Source organism: Paracoccus sp. pheM1 (assembly GCF_018499825.1).
GTDB lineage: Bacteria > Pseudomonadota > Alphaproteobacteria > Rhodobacterales > Rhodobacteraceae > Paracoccus > Paracoccus versutus.
This window is the reverse complement of sequence record NZ_JAGXCX010000003.1, coordinates 946,958-960,478: the sequence shown is the minus strand read 5'-3', so window position 1 is coordinate 960,478 and position 13,521 is coordinate 946,958. Positions and strand designations below refer to the sequence as shown.

Annotated in this window: 14 protein-coding genes; 8 read left to right on the top strand and 6 right to left on the bottom strand. The window is 66.5% G+C overall.

Features of this window, described 5'->3' with window-relative positions; translation table 11 throughout:
- Positions 1-35 precede the first annotated feature (35 nt).
- From KF941_RS27280 to KF941_RS27250, 7 genes are all read left to right on the top strand, one after another.
- Positions 36-818, top strand: a complete 783-nt coding sequence (locus KF941_RS27280) for a DeoR/GlpR family DNA-binding transcription regulator (RefSeq protein WP_036753178.1) — start codon at positions 36-38, stop codon at positions 816-818.
- Positions 819-887: 69 nt separating this feature from the next.
- Positions 888-1,652: an SDR family oxidoreductase gene (locus KF941_RS27275; RefSeq protein ID WP_036753177.1), complete on the top strand. Its 765-nt coding sequence runs from the start codon at positions 888-890 to the stop codon at positions 1,650-1,652.
- A 15-nt stretch (positions 1,653-1,667) separates the two neighbouring features.
- The gene (locus KF941_RS27270) at positions 1,668-2,360 is read left to right on the top strand and encodes a GntR family transcriptional regulator (protein ID WP_214275186.1); all 693 of its coding nucleotides are present in this window, start codon (positions 1,668-1,670) and stop codon (positions 2,358-2,360) included.
- A gap of 87 nt (positions 2,361-2,447) precedes the next feature.
- Positions 2,448-3,254 carry an SDR family oxidoreductase gene (locus KF941_RS27265; protein WP_214275185.1) on the top strand — a complete coding sequence of 269 codons (807 nt, stop codon included), beginning with the start codon at positions 2,448-2,450 and terminating at the stop codon, positions 3,252-3,254.
- A 39-nt stretch (positions 3,255-3,293) separates the two neighbouring features.
- The gene (locus KF941_RS27260) at positions 3,294-4,244 is read left to right on the top strand and encodes an ABC transporter substrate-binding protein (protein WP_214275184.1); all 951 of its coding nucleotides are present in this window, start codon (positions 3,294-3,296) and stop codon (positions 4,242-4,244) included.
- 57 nt (positions 4,245-4,301) lie between these two features.
- Positions 4,302-6,296, top strand: coding sequence for an ABC transporter permease subunit (locus KF941_RS27255; RefSeq protein ID WP_214275183.1), 1,995 nt, complete (start codon positions 4,302-4,304; stop codon positions 6,294-6,296).
- Positions 6,289-7,368 carry an ATP-binding cassette domain-containing protein gene (locus tag KF941_RS27250; protein WP_214275182.1) on the top strand — a complete coding sequence of 360 codons (1,080 nt, stop codon included), beginning with the start codon at positions 6,289-6,291 and terminating at the stop codon, positions 7,366-7,368. Before KF941_RS27255 ends, KF941_RS27250 begins: the two co-directional genes overlap by 8 nt.
- A 161-nt stretch (positions 7,369-7,529) precedes the next feature.
- On the opposite strand, the gene KF941_RS27245 is transcribed toward KF941_RS27250, so the two are convergent.
- The 6 genes from KF941_RS27245 to KF941_RS27215 form a co-directional block, all read right to left on the bottom strand.
- A complete protein-coding gene (locus tag KF941_RS27245; protein WP_214275181.1) occupies positions 7,530-7,823 on the bottom strand; it encodes a hypothetical protein in 294 nt (97 codons plus the stop codon).
- 179 nt (positions 7,824-8,002) lie between these two features.
- Positions 8,003-8,977 carry a dipeptidase gene (locus tag KF941_RS27235; protein WP_036753167.1) on the bottom strand — a complete coding sequence of 325 codons (975 nt, stop codon included), beginning with the start codon at positions 8,975-8,977 and terminating at the stop codon, positions 8,003-8,005.
- 73 nt (positions 8,978-9,050) lie between these two features.
- Positions 9,051-10,388 (bottom strand): MFS transporter, encoded by a 1,338-nt coding sequence (locus KF941_RS27230; RefSeq protein WP_214275180.1) that lies wholly within the window; start codon positions 10,386-10,388, stop codon positions 9,051-9,053.
- A gap of 53 nt (positions 10,389-10,441) precedes the next feature.
- Positions 10,442-10,885 carry an acyl-CoA thioesterase gene (locus KF941_RS27225; protein WP_214275179.1) on the bottom strand — a complete coding sequence of 148 codons (444 nt, stop codon included), beginning with the start codon at positions 10,883-10,885 and terminating at the stop codon, positions 10,442-10,444.
- On the bottom strand, positions 10,885-11,766 hold the full coding sequence (locus KF941_RS27220) for a 3-keto-5-aminohexanoate cleavage protein (RefSeq protein ID WP_214275178.1): 882 nt from the start codon (positions 11,764-11,766) through the stop codon (positions 10,885-10,887). The genes KF941_RS27225 and KF941_RS27220 overlap by 1 nt, the downstream gene beginning before the upstream one ends.
- Positions 11,767-11,794: 28 nt before the next feature.
- A complete protein-coding gene (locus tag KF941_RS27215; RefSeq protein ID WP_214275177.1) occupies positions 11,795-12,721 on the bottom strand; it encodes a 3-hydroxyacyl-CoA dehydrogenase in 927 nt (308 codons plus the stop codon).
- A gap of 123 nt (positions 12,722-12,844) precedes the next feature.
- Between KF941_RS27215 and KF941_RS27210 the strand changes: the two genes are divergently transcribed.
- Positions 12,845-13,405 (top strand): LuxR C-terminal-related transcriptional regulator, encoded by a 561-nt coding sequence (locus KF941_RS27210; RefSeq protein WP_214275176.1) that lies wholly within the window; start codon positions 12,845-12,847, stop codon positions 13,403-13,405.
- Positions 13,406-13,521: the final 116 nt, after the last annotated feature.

The following is a 13,521-nucleotide window of genomic DNA, read 5'->3' as shown; positions in this document are numbered from 1 at the left end:
AAGCAGACGGCCCCTGCGCAGCGATTGGAGAAGCCATGTGGCAAGAAGAGCGCCATCAGAAAATACGGGCGATGCTGGCATCGTTCGGCCAGGTCTCCATCGACCGGATCGTCGAAAGCTTCGGCGTGTCGCGCCAAACCGTCCGGCGCGATCTGATCGAGATGGAACAATCTGGAATATTACGCCGCGTCCGCGGCGGCGCCGTCCCGGTCGAAACCGAGGACATGGAGTTCAGCGTCCGCATCACCCAGCGCCTGCAGGAAAAGCGTGCGATCTGCGTGGCGGCGCTGCAACTGCTGAAAAGCCAGCAGACCATCTTCATGGATGCAGGCTCGACCACCACGATCATGGCCGAGGTGCTGGCCGGACCGACCGGCCTGACCGACCTGACCGTGATCACCAATTCGCTGGAAGTGGCCATGCGCCTTGCGCAGAACACGCCCGAGAACGGGGTCCGGGTGCAGCTTCTGCGGGGGCCGGTCAGGCGCGACCCGCTGGAAACCTGGGGCGGGGCCACGGTCGCCGACATCTACAGCTATCACGCCGACATCGCCCTTCTCTCGCCCCTTGGGGTGGATGCGGCGTTGGGCGCGACCTATCATCACCTCTACGGGGCCGAGATCGCAGAGGCGATGGCGCGCCAATCGACCAAGACCGCGATTCTTGCCGATCATGCGAAAATAGGCGTGACCAGCCGGAAATGCGTCTGCCCGACGGCCGAGATCGACTGCCTGGTCGTCGATGCCAAGGCGCGCGCGCGCAGCGGGTTCCCCGCGCTCGAGAACGCGGTCGCGCGGCTGATCGTGGCGGAAAACTGACCGGCGGCGATTGCCGAAAACCCACCGACCAACTGGAATCCCTTGCCGCAATGGTTTAGTTTCTGATCCATGAAACGGCTCGATCGCAAGAACGTCCTGATCACCGGCGGCGCCAAGGGGGCCGGCGCGGCCAGCGTCCGGCTGTTCGTTCGCGAGGGGGCACGGATCATGATCGCCGACCGCGACGGCGAGGCCGCGCGCCTGCTGTCCGAGGAACTGACCCAGGCCGGGCACGAGGTGCATTGGGTCCGCGCCGACGTCTCGCAGGTCGAGGACGCCCGCGCCGCCCATGACGCCGCCTGCCGGCAGCTGGGCGAGATCGACGTGCTGTTCAACCACGCGGGCATCATGCTGGTGAAGCCCTTTCTCGACTGCACGCTCGAGGAATGGGACGAGCTGATGGACAACAACGCCAAATCGGCCTTTTTGATGAGCCGCCTGGTGCTGCCGCAGATGCTGGAACGCGGCAAGGGCACCCTGGTCTTTACCTCGACCACCGGCGTGCGCGCCGCCACCCATCTCGAGGCGCTCTATTGCGCCTCCAAGGCGGCGATGCACCAGCTGGCGCGCGCGCTGGCCGTGGAATATCGCGACCAGGGCATCCGCTGCAACCTGATCTGCCCCAGCTTCGTGCGCACCCAGCATGGCGAGCATGAGATCGAGCAGCTGCGCAGCTATGGCGTGCTGGCCTCGGAAGGCGACGTGAACGCGATGCAGGGCCGCATCTGCGAGCCGGAAGAAGTGGCCGAGGTGGCGCTGTTCCTGGCCTCGGATGCGTCCAGCTTTGTCAACGGGGCCGAAGTCTTCGTCGACAACACCTTCACGGCGGTCTGACCCGTGCTTTGGGGCTTGCGACCGCTTGAGCCCAAGGCGGCCTATGGCCTGGCGGTGGACCTGCTGCAGCGCCAGATCCATTCCGGCCTGCTGCTGCCGCAGGAACGCCTGCCCGCCGAACGCCAGCTTTCCGACAAGTTCGGCATCAGCCGCGTGACCCTGCGCGAGGCGCTGCGGGTGCTGGAGACGAACCAGTATATCAGCGTCCGCCGCGGCGCGCAGGGCGGCGCCTTCGTCTCGGACCAGGACCGGCTGAGCCAGCTGGCCAGGCGGCGCATTTCCCGCGCCCCCGCCGCCTCGATGCGGGTGGTGGAATACCTGGTCGTGAACCAGACCGCCGCCGCGCGCTTTGCCGCAAGGCGCCGGGGCCCGGCCGAACTCAAGAAGATGCGCGAGGCCCTGGCCCTCATGCGCAATGCAGACGACGCGCCGCGGCGCAAGCAGGCCGAGACGCTGTTCCTGCTGGCCGTGGCCGACGGCGCCCAGAACGCGCTTTTGTCCCGCGGGGTCGAGGATGCCCTGGCCGAACTGTTCCTGCCCTTCGAGACCGCGCCCGAGGCCCAATCGGTTGCCGAAACCGTCGCCGCCTATCAGCGGCTCCACGATGCGCTGGATGCTGAAAATCTGGACGATGTCGAGGGGGCAATGGACGTTCTGAATGCAAGGCTTTGGGGCGCCATTCGCCGGATCACCCGCTCGGCAGCCTGAATCGGCGGGCAGCGCAAGAAAGTCTTGACAGACCCGGAGCGGATCTAATGGTATGAAGGGCATACCAATGGTCCAATAGGGAATGGCATGAACATCGAGTCGAAAGCCCTGGCCCAGGCGCCGCTGGCCGGCCGCCTGGCGGGGCGCACCGCGATCATCACCGGCGGCGCGAACGGCATGGGCCTTGCCGCCGTGCGCATGTTCGCCGAGGCCGGCGCGCGTGTCGCGATCCTCGACATCGCCGCCGAGGCCGGCCGCGCCGCCGAAGCCGAGCTGGCCGCCGCGGGCCGAGAGGTCATGTTCATCGAAACCGACGTCACCCGCTCGGAGGCGGTGCGCGCCGCGCTGGCGCGGATCAACACGGAATGGGGGCCGGTGGACACGCTGTTCAGCCATGCCGGCACCATCATCGTCAAGCCGCTGCACGAATCCACCGACGAGGATTACGACCGCCTGATGGCGATCAACGTGCGCTCCGCCTTCATCGTCTGCCGCGAGGTCGTCAAGCAGATGCGGGAAAACGGCGGCGGTTCCATCGTCATCACCTCGTCCATCGGCGGCGAGAAGGGCTTCGCGCTGGAAAGCATCTATTGCATGAGCAAGGGCGCGGTGCTGCAACTGGCACGCTCGATCGCCATCGAATACCGCGACCAGGGCATCCGCACCAACGCGGTCTGCCCCGCCTTCGTCAAGACCGCCCACGGGTTGCGCGAGATCGAGGAACTGGACGGCCTGGGCCAGAACTGGAACGAGGCCGACCTGCACGCCGTCCAGGGCCGGCTTTGCGAACCCGAAGAGGTCGCCGCCGCCGCCTTGTGGCTGGCCTCGGACGAGGCAAGCTTCGTCAACGGCACCGCGCTTTACGTCGATAACGGCTGGTATGCCAAGGGCTGACCCTTGCGCGTCGGAAAACAGGAAACAGGGAGAAACGACATGAAAACCATCCTGACCGCCACCGCCGCCGGTCTTTTGCTGACAGGCGCGGCCTCGGGTTTCGAGCCGGAATCGGACCGGACCATCAAGCTGATGCAGGCCGACTGGACCTCGATGCTGGTCAATACCGAGATCCTGAACATCATCCTGTCCACCTATGGCTATGACGTGGAAAAGGTCATTGCCGACGACAGCGCCCGCTATCCGGGCTTTGAATCCGGCGACCTGACCATGGCGGTCGAGACCTGGCAGACGACGCAGGACAAGGCCTTCAACGCCTCGGTCGCGACCGGCAAGGTCTTGGACATGGGCGAGCTTGGCCCCCATGCGCGCGAGGACTGGTGGTATCCCGCCTATATGGCCGAGCAATGCCCCGGCCTGCCCGACTGGCAGGCGCTGAAGAATTGCGCCGAGGCGTTTTCGTCGCCGGAGACCGCGCCCAAGGGCCGCTACCTGGGCGCGCCGGTCAGCTGGGGCGGCTTCGACGAGGAACGGATCGAGGCGCTGGACCTGCCCTTCGAGGTGGTCCATGCCGGCACCGACGCCGCCATGTTCGCCGAGCTGCAATCGGCCTATGAACGCAAGGCGCCGATCATCCTGTGGGTCTATACCCCGCATTGGGCGCCCTCGGTCTTCGAGGGTTCCTTCGTCGAGTTCCCGCTCTACGAAGATGCCTGCTACAACGATCCGTCCTGGGGCGTGAACCCCGACAAGGCCTATGACTGCGGCAAGCCGCAGGGCTGGATCAAGAAGATGGCCTGGGCCGAGGGCGAGCAGCTCTGGCCCTGCGCCTATGACATCCTGCGCAAGTTCACCATGGACGGCGACGAGGTCGGCCAGCTGGTCTACAAGGTCGATGTCGATGGCCGCAGCGTCGAGGAGGTGGCCATGGAATGGGCGACCGAGAACGAGCCCAAGTGGCGCGAATGGGCAACCTGCGCCGCCAATTGACGCAACTTGGACAGGGAGAGGCCGGGACGCGGCCTTTCCCGGACCGGAAGGCCCGTCATGGCTGACATTTCCCCCGACACCCTGCGCGGCAGGCGGCCTTTCCGTCGCTTGTGGTCCGGCCTGCTGGTCGCCGCCGTGATCCTTGCCCTGCTGGCGGCCGCACCGCTGATGCCGCCGTCATGGCGCGCGGTGCCCGAGGCGCTGCGCTGGCCCCTGTCGGACTGGATCGCGGCAGGGATGAACTGGCTGGCGCGGGACGCCGCGATCGCCGGCGTCCATTTCGCCACCGTCACCCGCGCGCTGGCCACGGCCGCGCAATGGCCGATCGAGGCGTTGCAGGTGGTGCTGGCCAAGGGCTGGGTGCAGGGCGCGGGGTTCAACAAGGTGCAGATCGCCCCGCCGCTCAGCTGGCTGGGGGTCACGCTGGCCACCGCGCTGCTGGCCTGGCGCATCTCGGGGCCGGGACTTGGCGCGATGACGCTGCTCGCCGGGCTTTACCTGGCGCTGTTCGGGCTGTGGACCTCGGCCATGACGACGCTGGCCTCGGTGCTGCTTTGCGTTCTGGCCGCGCTGGTGCTGGGCCTTGCCATCGGCATCCGCGCCCATCGCTCGCCGGGGATGGAGCCGGCGGTGCGGGCGGTGATGAACGTCATGCAGACGGTGCCGATCTTTTCCTACCTGCTGCCGACGCTTCTGCTGTTCGGCTATGGCCCCAGCGCCGCGCTGTTCGCCACCGTCGTCTATGCGCTGCCGCCGATGGTCCATGCGACCGTGCTGGCCCTGCGCTCGGTCCCGGCCGAGACGCTGGAGCTGGCGCGCATGACCGGCTGTTCGCGCCGCCAGACCCTGTGGCGGGTCGAGCTGCCGGTGGCCCTGCCCCGCCTTGCCATCGGGCTGAACCAGGTGGTGATGATGACGCTGAACATGGTCATCATCGCCTCGATGATCGGCGCCGGCGGGCTTGGCTATGACGTGCTGCGCGCGCTGCGCCGCCTCGACTTCGGCGCGGGTTTCGAGGCCGGGATGGGCATCGTCGCGCTGGCCGTGGTGCTGGACCGGCTGACGCAGGCCGCCGCGCGCAACCAGTCCGTCGGGCGCCGCAGGCTCTGGTCCCGCCGCGACGGCCTGATCCTGCTGGCCCTGCTGGCGGTGCCGACCGGGCTGAGCCTGGCGCTGCCCGCGCTGGCGGTCTGGCCCAAGGCGCTGAGCCTGACCTCGGCGCCATTCTGGAACGCGGCGGTCTCCTTCATCAACCAGCATTTCTACGACCCGCTGGAAGCAATCCGCACCTTCATGCTGCTGAAGGTGATGAACCCGTTCCGCGATGCGCTTGCGGCCCTGCCCTGGCCCATCGCGGTGGTCCTGCTGGCCCTGGCCGGATGGCGGCTGGGCGGCTGGCGCGTCGGCGCCGGCATCGCCGCGATGGCGATGTTCGTCGTCGTCACCGGCTATTGGCTGCCCGCGACGGGATCGGTCTACCTGACCGTGCTGGCGGTGCTGGTCGCGCTGGCGGTGGGGATGCCCTTCGGCATCTGGATCAGCGCCCGCAAGCGCTGGCACCAGGGTGTGCAACTGGCGCTGGACACGCTGCAGACCCTGCCGACGCTGGTCTATCTGCTACCCGCCGTCATGCTGTTCCGCAACGGCGATTTCTCGGCGCTGATCGCCATCACCAGCTATGCGGTCGCGCCCGCCATCCGCTACGGCATGGACGCGATGGCGCATGTGCCCTCGGAACGGGTCGAGGCCGCCGCCATGTGCGGATGCAGCAAATGGCAGACCTTCCGCCATGTCCGCCTGCCCGCGGCCCTGCCCACGCTGCTGCTGGGCGTCAACCAGACGGTGATGATGGCGCTGTCGATGCTGGTCATCGCCGCGCTGGTCGGCACGCGCGAGCTGGGGCAGGTCGTGTTCACCGCCCTGTCCCAGGGCCAGCCGGGGCCGGGCATCACCGCCGGGCTTTGCGTCGCCTGCATCGCGCTGATCGCCGACGCGCTTCTGAAATCCGGCGCGGCCCGTGCCGCCCGACACCAGGGAGAGGCCCATGCCTGACACCCCCGCTTCCCGCCCCGTCGCCATCTCGGCCGAGGGCGTCTGGAAGGTCTTCGGCACCGATGCAAGCGCCTTCCGCAATCGGCCGCCCGAGGCTCGCACCCCCGAGGCCATGGCCCGCGACCGCCTGGTCGGCGCCGTCCGCGACGCCGGCTTCCAGATCGGCCGGGGCGAGGTCTTCGTCATCATGGGCCTGTCGGGCTCGGGCAAGTCCACGCTGCTGCGCTGCCTGACCCGGCTGATCGAACCCAGCGAGGGACGCATCCTGTTCGACGGCCAGGACATCCTGTCCCTGGGGGAAAAGCCGCTGGCCGCGTTGCGCCGCAAGCGTATGGGGATGGTGTTCCAGCATTTCGCCCTGCTGCCCAACCGCACCGTGCTGGGCAATATCGCCTTCCCGCTGGAGATGCAGGGCATGGACCGCGACCGGGCCGAGGCGCGCGCCCGCGAACTGGCCGAGGTCGTGGGCCTGACCGGGCGCGAGCACCGCTTCCCGGCGGAACTGTCGGGCGGCCAGCAGCAGCGCGTGGGCATCGCCCGCTCGCTGGCCACCGACCCGGAATTCTGGTTCCTGGACGAGCCCTTCTCGGCGCTGGACCCGTTGATCCGCGCCGACCTGCAGGCCGAGGTGCAGCGGCTGCAGCGCGAACACACCCGCACCACGATCTTCGTCACCCACGACCTGGACGAGGCGATCCGGCTGGCCGACCGGGTGGCGATCATGGAAAGCGGCCGCATCGTCCAGATCGGCACGCCCGAGGAGCTGGTCACGCGTCCGGCGACCGATTACGTCCGACGCTTCGTCGCCAAGGTGCCGCCCGCGCGCGTGATCCGGGTGGCGTCGCTGATGACGCCCGCGCACGAAGCAGCCGCGGGCGAGCAGGTCAGCGCCGATGCCACCATCGCCGAGATCGCCCCGAAAATCGTGGCGCAGGGCGGCCCGCTTTGCGTGCTGGACGCGCGCGGCCGCCCGGTCGGCTCGCTTGACCGGCAGGTCGCGCTGCAAACCCTTGCCGCGGTGTCCGGCATCCCGGTTCCCGTAGCAGAACATCGAGGTGATCAGGCCCGATGAACCGATGGCTCGATCCTTGCTCTATCGACCGGGGTCGTCGTTCGCGGGCGGACGGCCGGCCCGGTGGATTGCGCCGTTCTTTTGGGGAATCGTTTCCCAGGGCGTGATGCTGGCGCCCGAGGATACGCGCCGCCGATCCTCCGGCCAGGAACGTCCCGGCCTCAGCCTCCGATTGCCTGCACACAGGCTCGAGCCGCGTCGCGGCCGTTGATCGTGATGGCAAGGGCGGCCAGATCTGCCGGAATGGCAGGAACGCGGAAGATCGTCGTGAAGCTCCAGCCGAAGCTCATCGGCGCGCCGCCGATGGAAGAACCGGGAACGCTGCCCAGGCGACCCATGCCCAGCATCCAGCTTGCCGCCGTTGCACGAATGGCCGTCGGATAGCCAGTCGGCGCAGCGGCGTTCAGCCCGGTCTGTCCGCCGCCCATGCAGCAACCGACCAGCGCGACGATCAACGGCAGCGCCGCCGGGTGGCGGTTCCGGCCGCCTCCCGCGCGACGACCGGATCGGTGTCGAATATGGCGATATCCTCGTCTCGGACGGCCATCAGCCTTGCGATCTGCCGCCCCGAAGTTCCCGCGCCGATGATGGCGAGCCCGGCTTGCGGTCCGTCATTCCGACACCTCCCTGTCCCTCAATCGGCCCAGACGTCGCCCAGCAACCGCACCCAGTTCCCGCCCATGACCTTTTCGATCCGCGACCGCGTCCAGCCGCGCCTTTCCATCGCCGCGGTCAGGTTCGGGAAATCCTTGATCTCGCGCATCCCGTCGGGATTGATGATCTCGCCCAGATCGGTCAGCAGGCGCCCCACCCCCTTGTCGCGCGAGATCCATTCGAAGAAGCGCTGGTCATAGCCTTGGGTGAAATCGGTGCCGATCCCGACCGCATCCTCGCCGACCAGGTTGATGATGTATTCGATAGCCTCGAGATAATCCGCCAGGTCCGAGGCCGGTCCGTTCTTCAGGAAGGGCGGGAACATCGTCACCCCGACGAAACCGTCATGCTCGGCGATGAAGCGAAGCTGCTCGTCCGTCTTGTTGCGCGGATGCGCCTTCAGCCCGGCGGGAAGGCAATGCGAATAGGCGACGCGCTGGCTTGATGCCCGGATGGCGTCCTCCGAGGTCTTGGGCCCGACATGGGACAGGTCGCACAGGACGCCCAGCCGGTTCATCTCGGCCAGCAGGTCATGGCCGAAATCGGACAGCCCGCCGTCCCGGCCTTCATAGCAGCCCGAGCCGACGTAGTTTTGCGTGTTGTAGGTCAGCTGCACGATCCGCAGGCCGAGGCCGTGAAACAGCTCCAGCCGGTCCAGCCGGTCCTCGATCCCCGAGGTGTTCTGCCAGCCCAGCACGATGCCGGTCTTTCCGGCGGCCTTTGCCTCATGGATATGATCGACCGCGGTCACTTGCATGATCAGGTCGGAATGATCGGCGATGTCCTTGCGCAGCTTGGCGACATTGCGCATCGTGTCGCTGAAGTTCTCCCAGACGCAGCAGGTGCAATTGGCGGCGGTCACGCCCCCCTCGCGCATCGCCTCGTAGACGGAACGGTCGAAGTTCGAGACGTTCAGCCCGTCGAAGACAATGATATCGTCGTGCAGTGCGGTCATGTCGGATCCTTGGGTCTTGCTTGCATTGTTGGGAGGGGAGCGCCAATCGGTGCCGGCGCTCCATGGCACGGGGCTATCGAACCGCGCCCGCCGCTGTGGGTTGGAGGTTGTCCCTTGCATCCGCAACGCTGATTTCCTCGATCGGCTTGCCGGCGGTTTCCTTGATGAGATAACCGCCCAAAGCGGAAACCAGGCCAAGCGCGACAAGATAGACGTCATAGATCCAGCCGCTGTCATGGGCGTTCAGCCAAGCGTAGAGATAGGGCGCCGTGCCGCCAAAGATCGCCGCCGCGGTCGAGGTGATCCAGCCGACCGAAGTGGCGCGGGCATGGGTCGGAACCTGCTCCGAGACCAGTGCCGGATACATGCCGGCCAGCAGGCCCCAGACGAACAGGCAGATCAATTGTGCAACGAACAGCGTCCAGGGGGCATCCGTCACCATCCACGAGACCGGGAAGGAGATGATGACCACGCCGAAGCCGAAGGCCATGACCATCGCGCGCCGCCCCACCTTGTCGGCCAACCAGCCGGAAACAGGCAGCCATGCCAGGCAGATGATCTGCGCGAACAGCGTGGCGCGATAGGCACCGGCGGGGTCCATGCCCTGGCTGATGGCGTTCGAGGCGGCGAAGGTGACCCAGGTGTAGTAGGCCGCGTTGACCACGGCCGAGATCATCACGATGTTGCGGGCGATGATCCAGATCTGGCGTTGCGTCAGCCTGGGGCGCGTGGCCGACTTCTCATCCTCCAGCACCTGCTTCTCGAAGGCATGGCTTTCCGAGGCGCCGCGGCGCAGGATCAGCGCATAGATCCCCAGACCCCCGCCCAGGGCGAAGCCGACGCGCCAGCCCCAGGCGTTCATCGCCTCGGCCGACAGGATCGAGGTCAGAAGCGCGGCGACCCCGGTGGCGGCGATCACGCCCACCAGCACGCTGATATAGACCGCGCTGGACCAGAAACCCCGGCTTTTGGCCGGCGCGATTTCCGCGACATAGGTGAAGGACACGCCGGTCTCGCCGCCATGGGCCAGGCCCTGGAGCAGCCTCAGCATGAACAGCATGACCGAGGCCCATGCACCGACGCTCTCGAAGGTCGGCAGGACGGCGATGCCGAGACTGCCGAGCGCGACGAGGCACATCGTCGCGACCAGCGCGTTCTTGCGGCCATAGCTGTCGCCGAAGCGGCCGAACACCCAGCCGCCGATGGGCCGGGCGATGAACCCGCCGGCAAAGGCCAGCAAGGTGCTGAGCAGGGCCGAGGTCGGATCCTCCTTGTCGAACAGGTTCACCGACAGGTAGACCGAGAACATGCCGTAAAGCGTCCAGTCGAACCACTCCAGCGCGTTGCCTATGGCCGCGACGCGAAGGGACTTCAGCTGTTTACGGTCGAAGGGTGGTGGTGTTGCAGACATGTAGCCTCCCCGTGGGCTGGTTGGGCCTGATCACGCTTCTTCTGGTTTCGGGCTCAGAGACCCGCCGTGATCGGGCTGGGATCAAGGATCGCCTTGCGCAGGCGGTCGGGCATCGGTGCCGATTTCGCCGTGGCATAGTCGATCCAGACGCAACGGGCCGAGCCGCGCGCATAGACGATGCCGGGATCGCCGGCGTCCGTCAGTTCGTAATCGGTGTCGAAGCTGCTGCGTCCCGGATTGGACGCGGTCATGGTGACGATGACGCTGGCCGGATGATGCAGCTGGCGCAGGAAGGTCATCGAGGCGTTGACGATGACCGGCCCTTCGCCATGGCCCAGCCCGGCGCCGAAGCCCATCCGCTGAAACCATGTCAGGCGGATTTCTTCTGCAAAACGGAAATAGACCGTGTTGTTCACGTGACCCGCCGCATCCATGTCGCCCCAGCGGACCGGAATCGACATGCGGGCCAGCAGGCGGGGCGCGGCCTGGTCCTCCATCAGCCGGCGTGCCGCAGGCCAAGGGTGGCGCGCGCCTCGTCGGTGGTGGCGGGCCTGCGGCCCAGCAGGCCCATGATCGCGACCATCCTCTCGACCAGCGCGGCGTTCGACGGGGCCAGCACGCCGTCCTCGAGGTAAAGATTGTCCTCCAGCCCCAGCCGGACATGGCCGCCCATCAGCATCGCCTGCGTCGCCACCGGGAACTGGTGGCGCCCGATGCCAAAGATCGCCCAGGCGGCATCCTCGGGCAGCAAGCGCACGAGCGCGGACATGCTGTGCGCATCCGCATCCGCGCCGCCCATGACGCCCAGGCCGATCTGCACCAAGGGCGGCGAGGACAGCACCCCCTTCTTCAGGAAATGCCGGATGATGCCGAGATGCCCCATGTCGAAGGCTTCCAACTCGGGCTTGACCCCTGCCCCCTCGATCAGCCCGGCCATGACGCGCAGGTCGGGGATCGAGTTCAGGAACATCTGCTCGCCGAAATTCATCGCGGCGATGTCGAGGCTGCAGATTTCCGGCCTGAGCCGGACGATATGCTCGACCCGCGCCTCGGGGGTCAGCAGCGCCTCGGCCGCGGATCTGCCGTCGCGGATCTGGTCCGCCGTCACCATGGCGCCATAGCCGGAACTGAGATTGATGATCAGGTCGGGCCGGGCCTGCCGGATCAGCTCCACCGTCTCGGCGTAAAGCGCGAAATCGGTCGAGGCGAGCGTCGTTTCCGGGTCGCGGACATGGACATGGACGATGGCCGCGCCGGCATCGGCGGCCTCGACGGCAGACGCCGCGATCTGTGCGGGCGTGACCGGAACGGCCGGATTCTTGTGCGCGTGATCCGTGCCACCTGTGACGGCACAGGTGATGATGACGGGATTGGCCATGAAGTTCTCCTGATAACGTTCCGGCCGGTCAGCCGGCATGGTAAAGCTGGCGCACCATCTGCATCAGCTTCTGGTCGCGCCACAGGCGCTTGGCTTCCAGCTGGTCGCGCGGCAGTTCGCGCTTGCGCTCGTCGGCAAGGCCCTGGCGCAGCGCCTTGTTCCAGTCCACGCATTTGCCCAGCGAGGCGCCGATGGATTCGTAGACCCCGGCATAGCGTTCGCAATATTCCTCGATCCCCTGGGGCGAGTTCAGATCGATGGTCTCGAACGGTCCGATGAAGGCCCAGCGAAGGCCCAGCCCGTGCTTGATCGTGGCGTCGATATCCTCGCCCGAGGCGATGCCTTCGCTGAACAGCCGGAACGCTTCGTGCAGCACCGCGCCTTGCAGACGGTTCATGACGAAGCCTTCGATCTCCTTCCTGACGACGATCGGACGCTGGCCGACGTCCAGCAGAATGTCCTTTGCGCGTTCGATATGGTTCGCTGCGGTCCAGGGCGCACCGGAAAGCTCGACCAGCGGAATCAGATAGGTCGGATTGACCGGATGGGCCACCATGCAGCGCGCCCGCCCGGCCAGATGCCCGGTAAACGCGCTGGCCGGGATGGTCGAGGTCGAGCTGCACAGTAGCGCATCCGGCGCGGCAAGCGCGTCCATTTCGGCAAATAGCGCCCGCTTCGCCTCCAGGTTCTCGGGCGCCGATTCCTGGATATATTCGGCCCCCGCCAGCGCGTCCGGCAGCGTCGGGGCAATGCGGATGCGGTTTGCAGCAGAGGTGTCGTCCGGCAGCAGTCCTTCCTGCTTCAACATCCCCAACAGCGAACCGATCATGGCCAGGCCCTTTTCGGCGGCCTGCGAATTCGGATCGTAAAGGTTCACGTTCCAACCGGCACGGGCAAAGACGATCGCCCAGCCTTGCCCGATAAGCCCCGCGCCGATGATTGCTGCGGTCTTCATCCAGAACTCCCCGTGATTTTCCTGCGCCCCATCGGACGTCTTTTCGTGCCTGCAAGGATGTTGCAGACAGACCCCTAGGTCTATAGGTATATTTTACCTAGGTAATCGGTGATGGGATGGCGGATGAAATCAAGAAAACGCCTTGATTACAAAGCAATTTTCCTGGGGTTGCCGGTTGCTGCCATTATTGCCCAAGACCGAATCATCATGGATTGCAACGGCGCCGCACTGAGCCTTTTCCGGGCGCGGCGCAGGGATGTCGTCCTGCAACCCTTCTCGGTCCTCTACCCCGACCTGGACGAATTCGAGGCCGCCGGCCGCCGCATGGAACCCTCTCTGATCGGCGGCGTGCCCCAGGACGACAACCGGATCATGCGCCGCCTCGACGGCAGCCATTTCTGGGTGCGGGTTCGGGGCCATGCTTTCAATCCCGCGGTGCCGCATGAAATGACCGCCTGGCTGTTTTCCGAGATCACCGAGGATCGCGATGCGAAGAAGACCGCAATCTCGCTGACCCAGCGCGAGCGGGATGTCGCCGCCCTGCTGGTCGACAAGCTCACCAGCAAGCAGATCGCGATCGCCTTGGGCATCAGCCCCAAGACGGTGGATATCCATCGCGGAAGCCTGCTCAAGAAATACTCCGCAGCATCGACCACGGAGCTTATCGGCATGTTGCGGGCATGAGATCGAGCAATGCCGATTGCGAAACCGGCCTGCGCGATCTGATGGTCCCGTTTCAAATCTGCTTCATGCTGGATGTGGAGGCTGGAAAGCTTCACCAAGGGCAAGGCCTTCATACC

Coding starts and splice junctions, on each gene's coding strand:
- KF941_RS27280 (WP_036753178.1), top strand. CDS start 36: ATGTGGCAAGAAGAGCGCCATCAGAAAATACGGGCGATGCTGGCATCG.
- KF941_RS27275 (WP_036753177.1), top strand. CDS start 888: ATGAAACGGCTCGATCGCAAGAACGTCCTGATCACCGGCGGCGCCAAG.
- KF941_RS27265 (WP_214275185.1), top strand. CDS start 2,448: ATGAACATCGAGTCGAAAGCCCTGGCCCAGGCGCCGCTGGCCGGCCGC.
- KF941_RS27260 (WP_214275184.1), top strand. CDS start 3,294: ATGAAAACCATCCTGACCGCCACCGCCGCCGGTCTTTTGCTGACAGGC.
- KF941_RS27255 (WP_214275183.1), top strand. CDS start 4,302: ATGGCTGACATTTCCCCCGACACCCTGCGCGGCAGGCGGCCTTTCCGT.
- KF941_RS27250 (WP_214275182.1), top strand. CDS start 6,289: ATGCCTGACACCCCCGCTTCCCGCCCCGTCGCCATCTCGGCCGAGGGC.
- KF941_RS27235 (WP_036753167.1), bottom strand. CDS start 8,977: ATGACCGCACTGCACGACGATATCATTGTCTTCGACGGGCTGAACGTC.
- KF941_RS27230 (WP_214275180.1), bottom strand. CDS start 10,388: ATGTCTGCAACACCACCACCCTTCGACCGTAAACAGCTGAAGTCCCTT.
- KF941_RS27225 (WP_214275179.1), bottom strand. CDS start 10,885: ATGGAGGACCAGGCCGCGCCCCGCCTGCTGGCCCGCATGTCGATTCCG.
- KF941_RS27220 (WP_214275178.1), bottom strand. CDS start 11,766: ATGGCCAATCCCGTCATCATCACCTGTGCCGTCACAGGTGGCACGGAT.
- KF941_RS27215 (WP_214275177.1), bottom strand. CDS start 12,721: ATGAAGACCGCAGCAATCATCGGCGCGGGGCTTATCGGGCAAGGCTGG.
- KF941_RS27210 (WP_214275176.1), top strand. CDS start 12,845: ATGAAATCAAGAAAACGCCTTGATTACAAAGCAATTTTCCTGGGGTTG.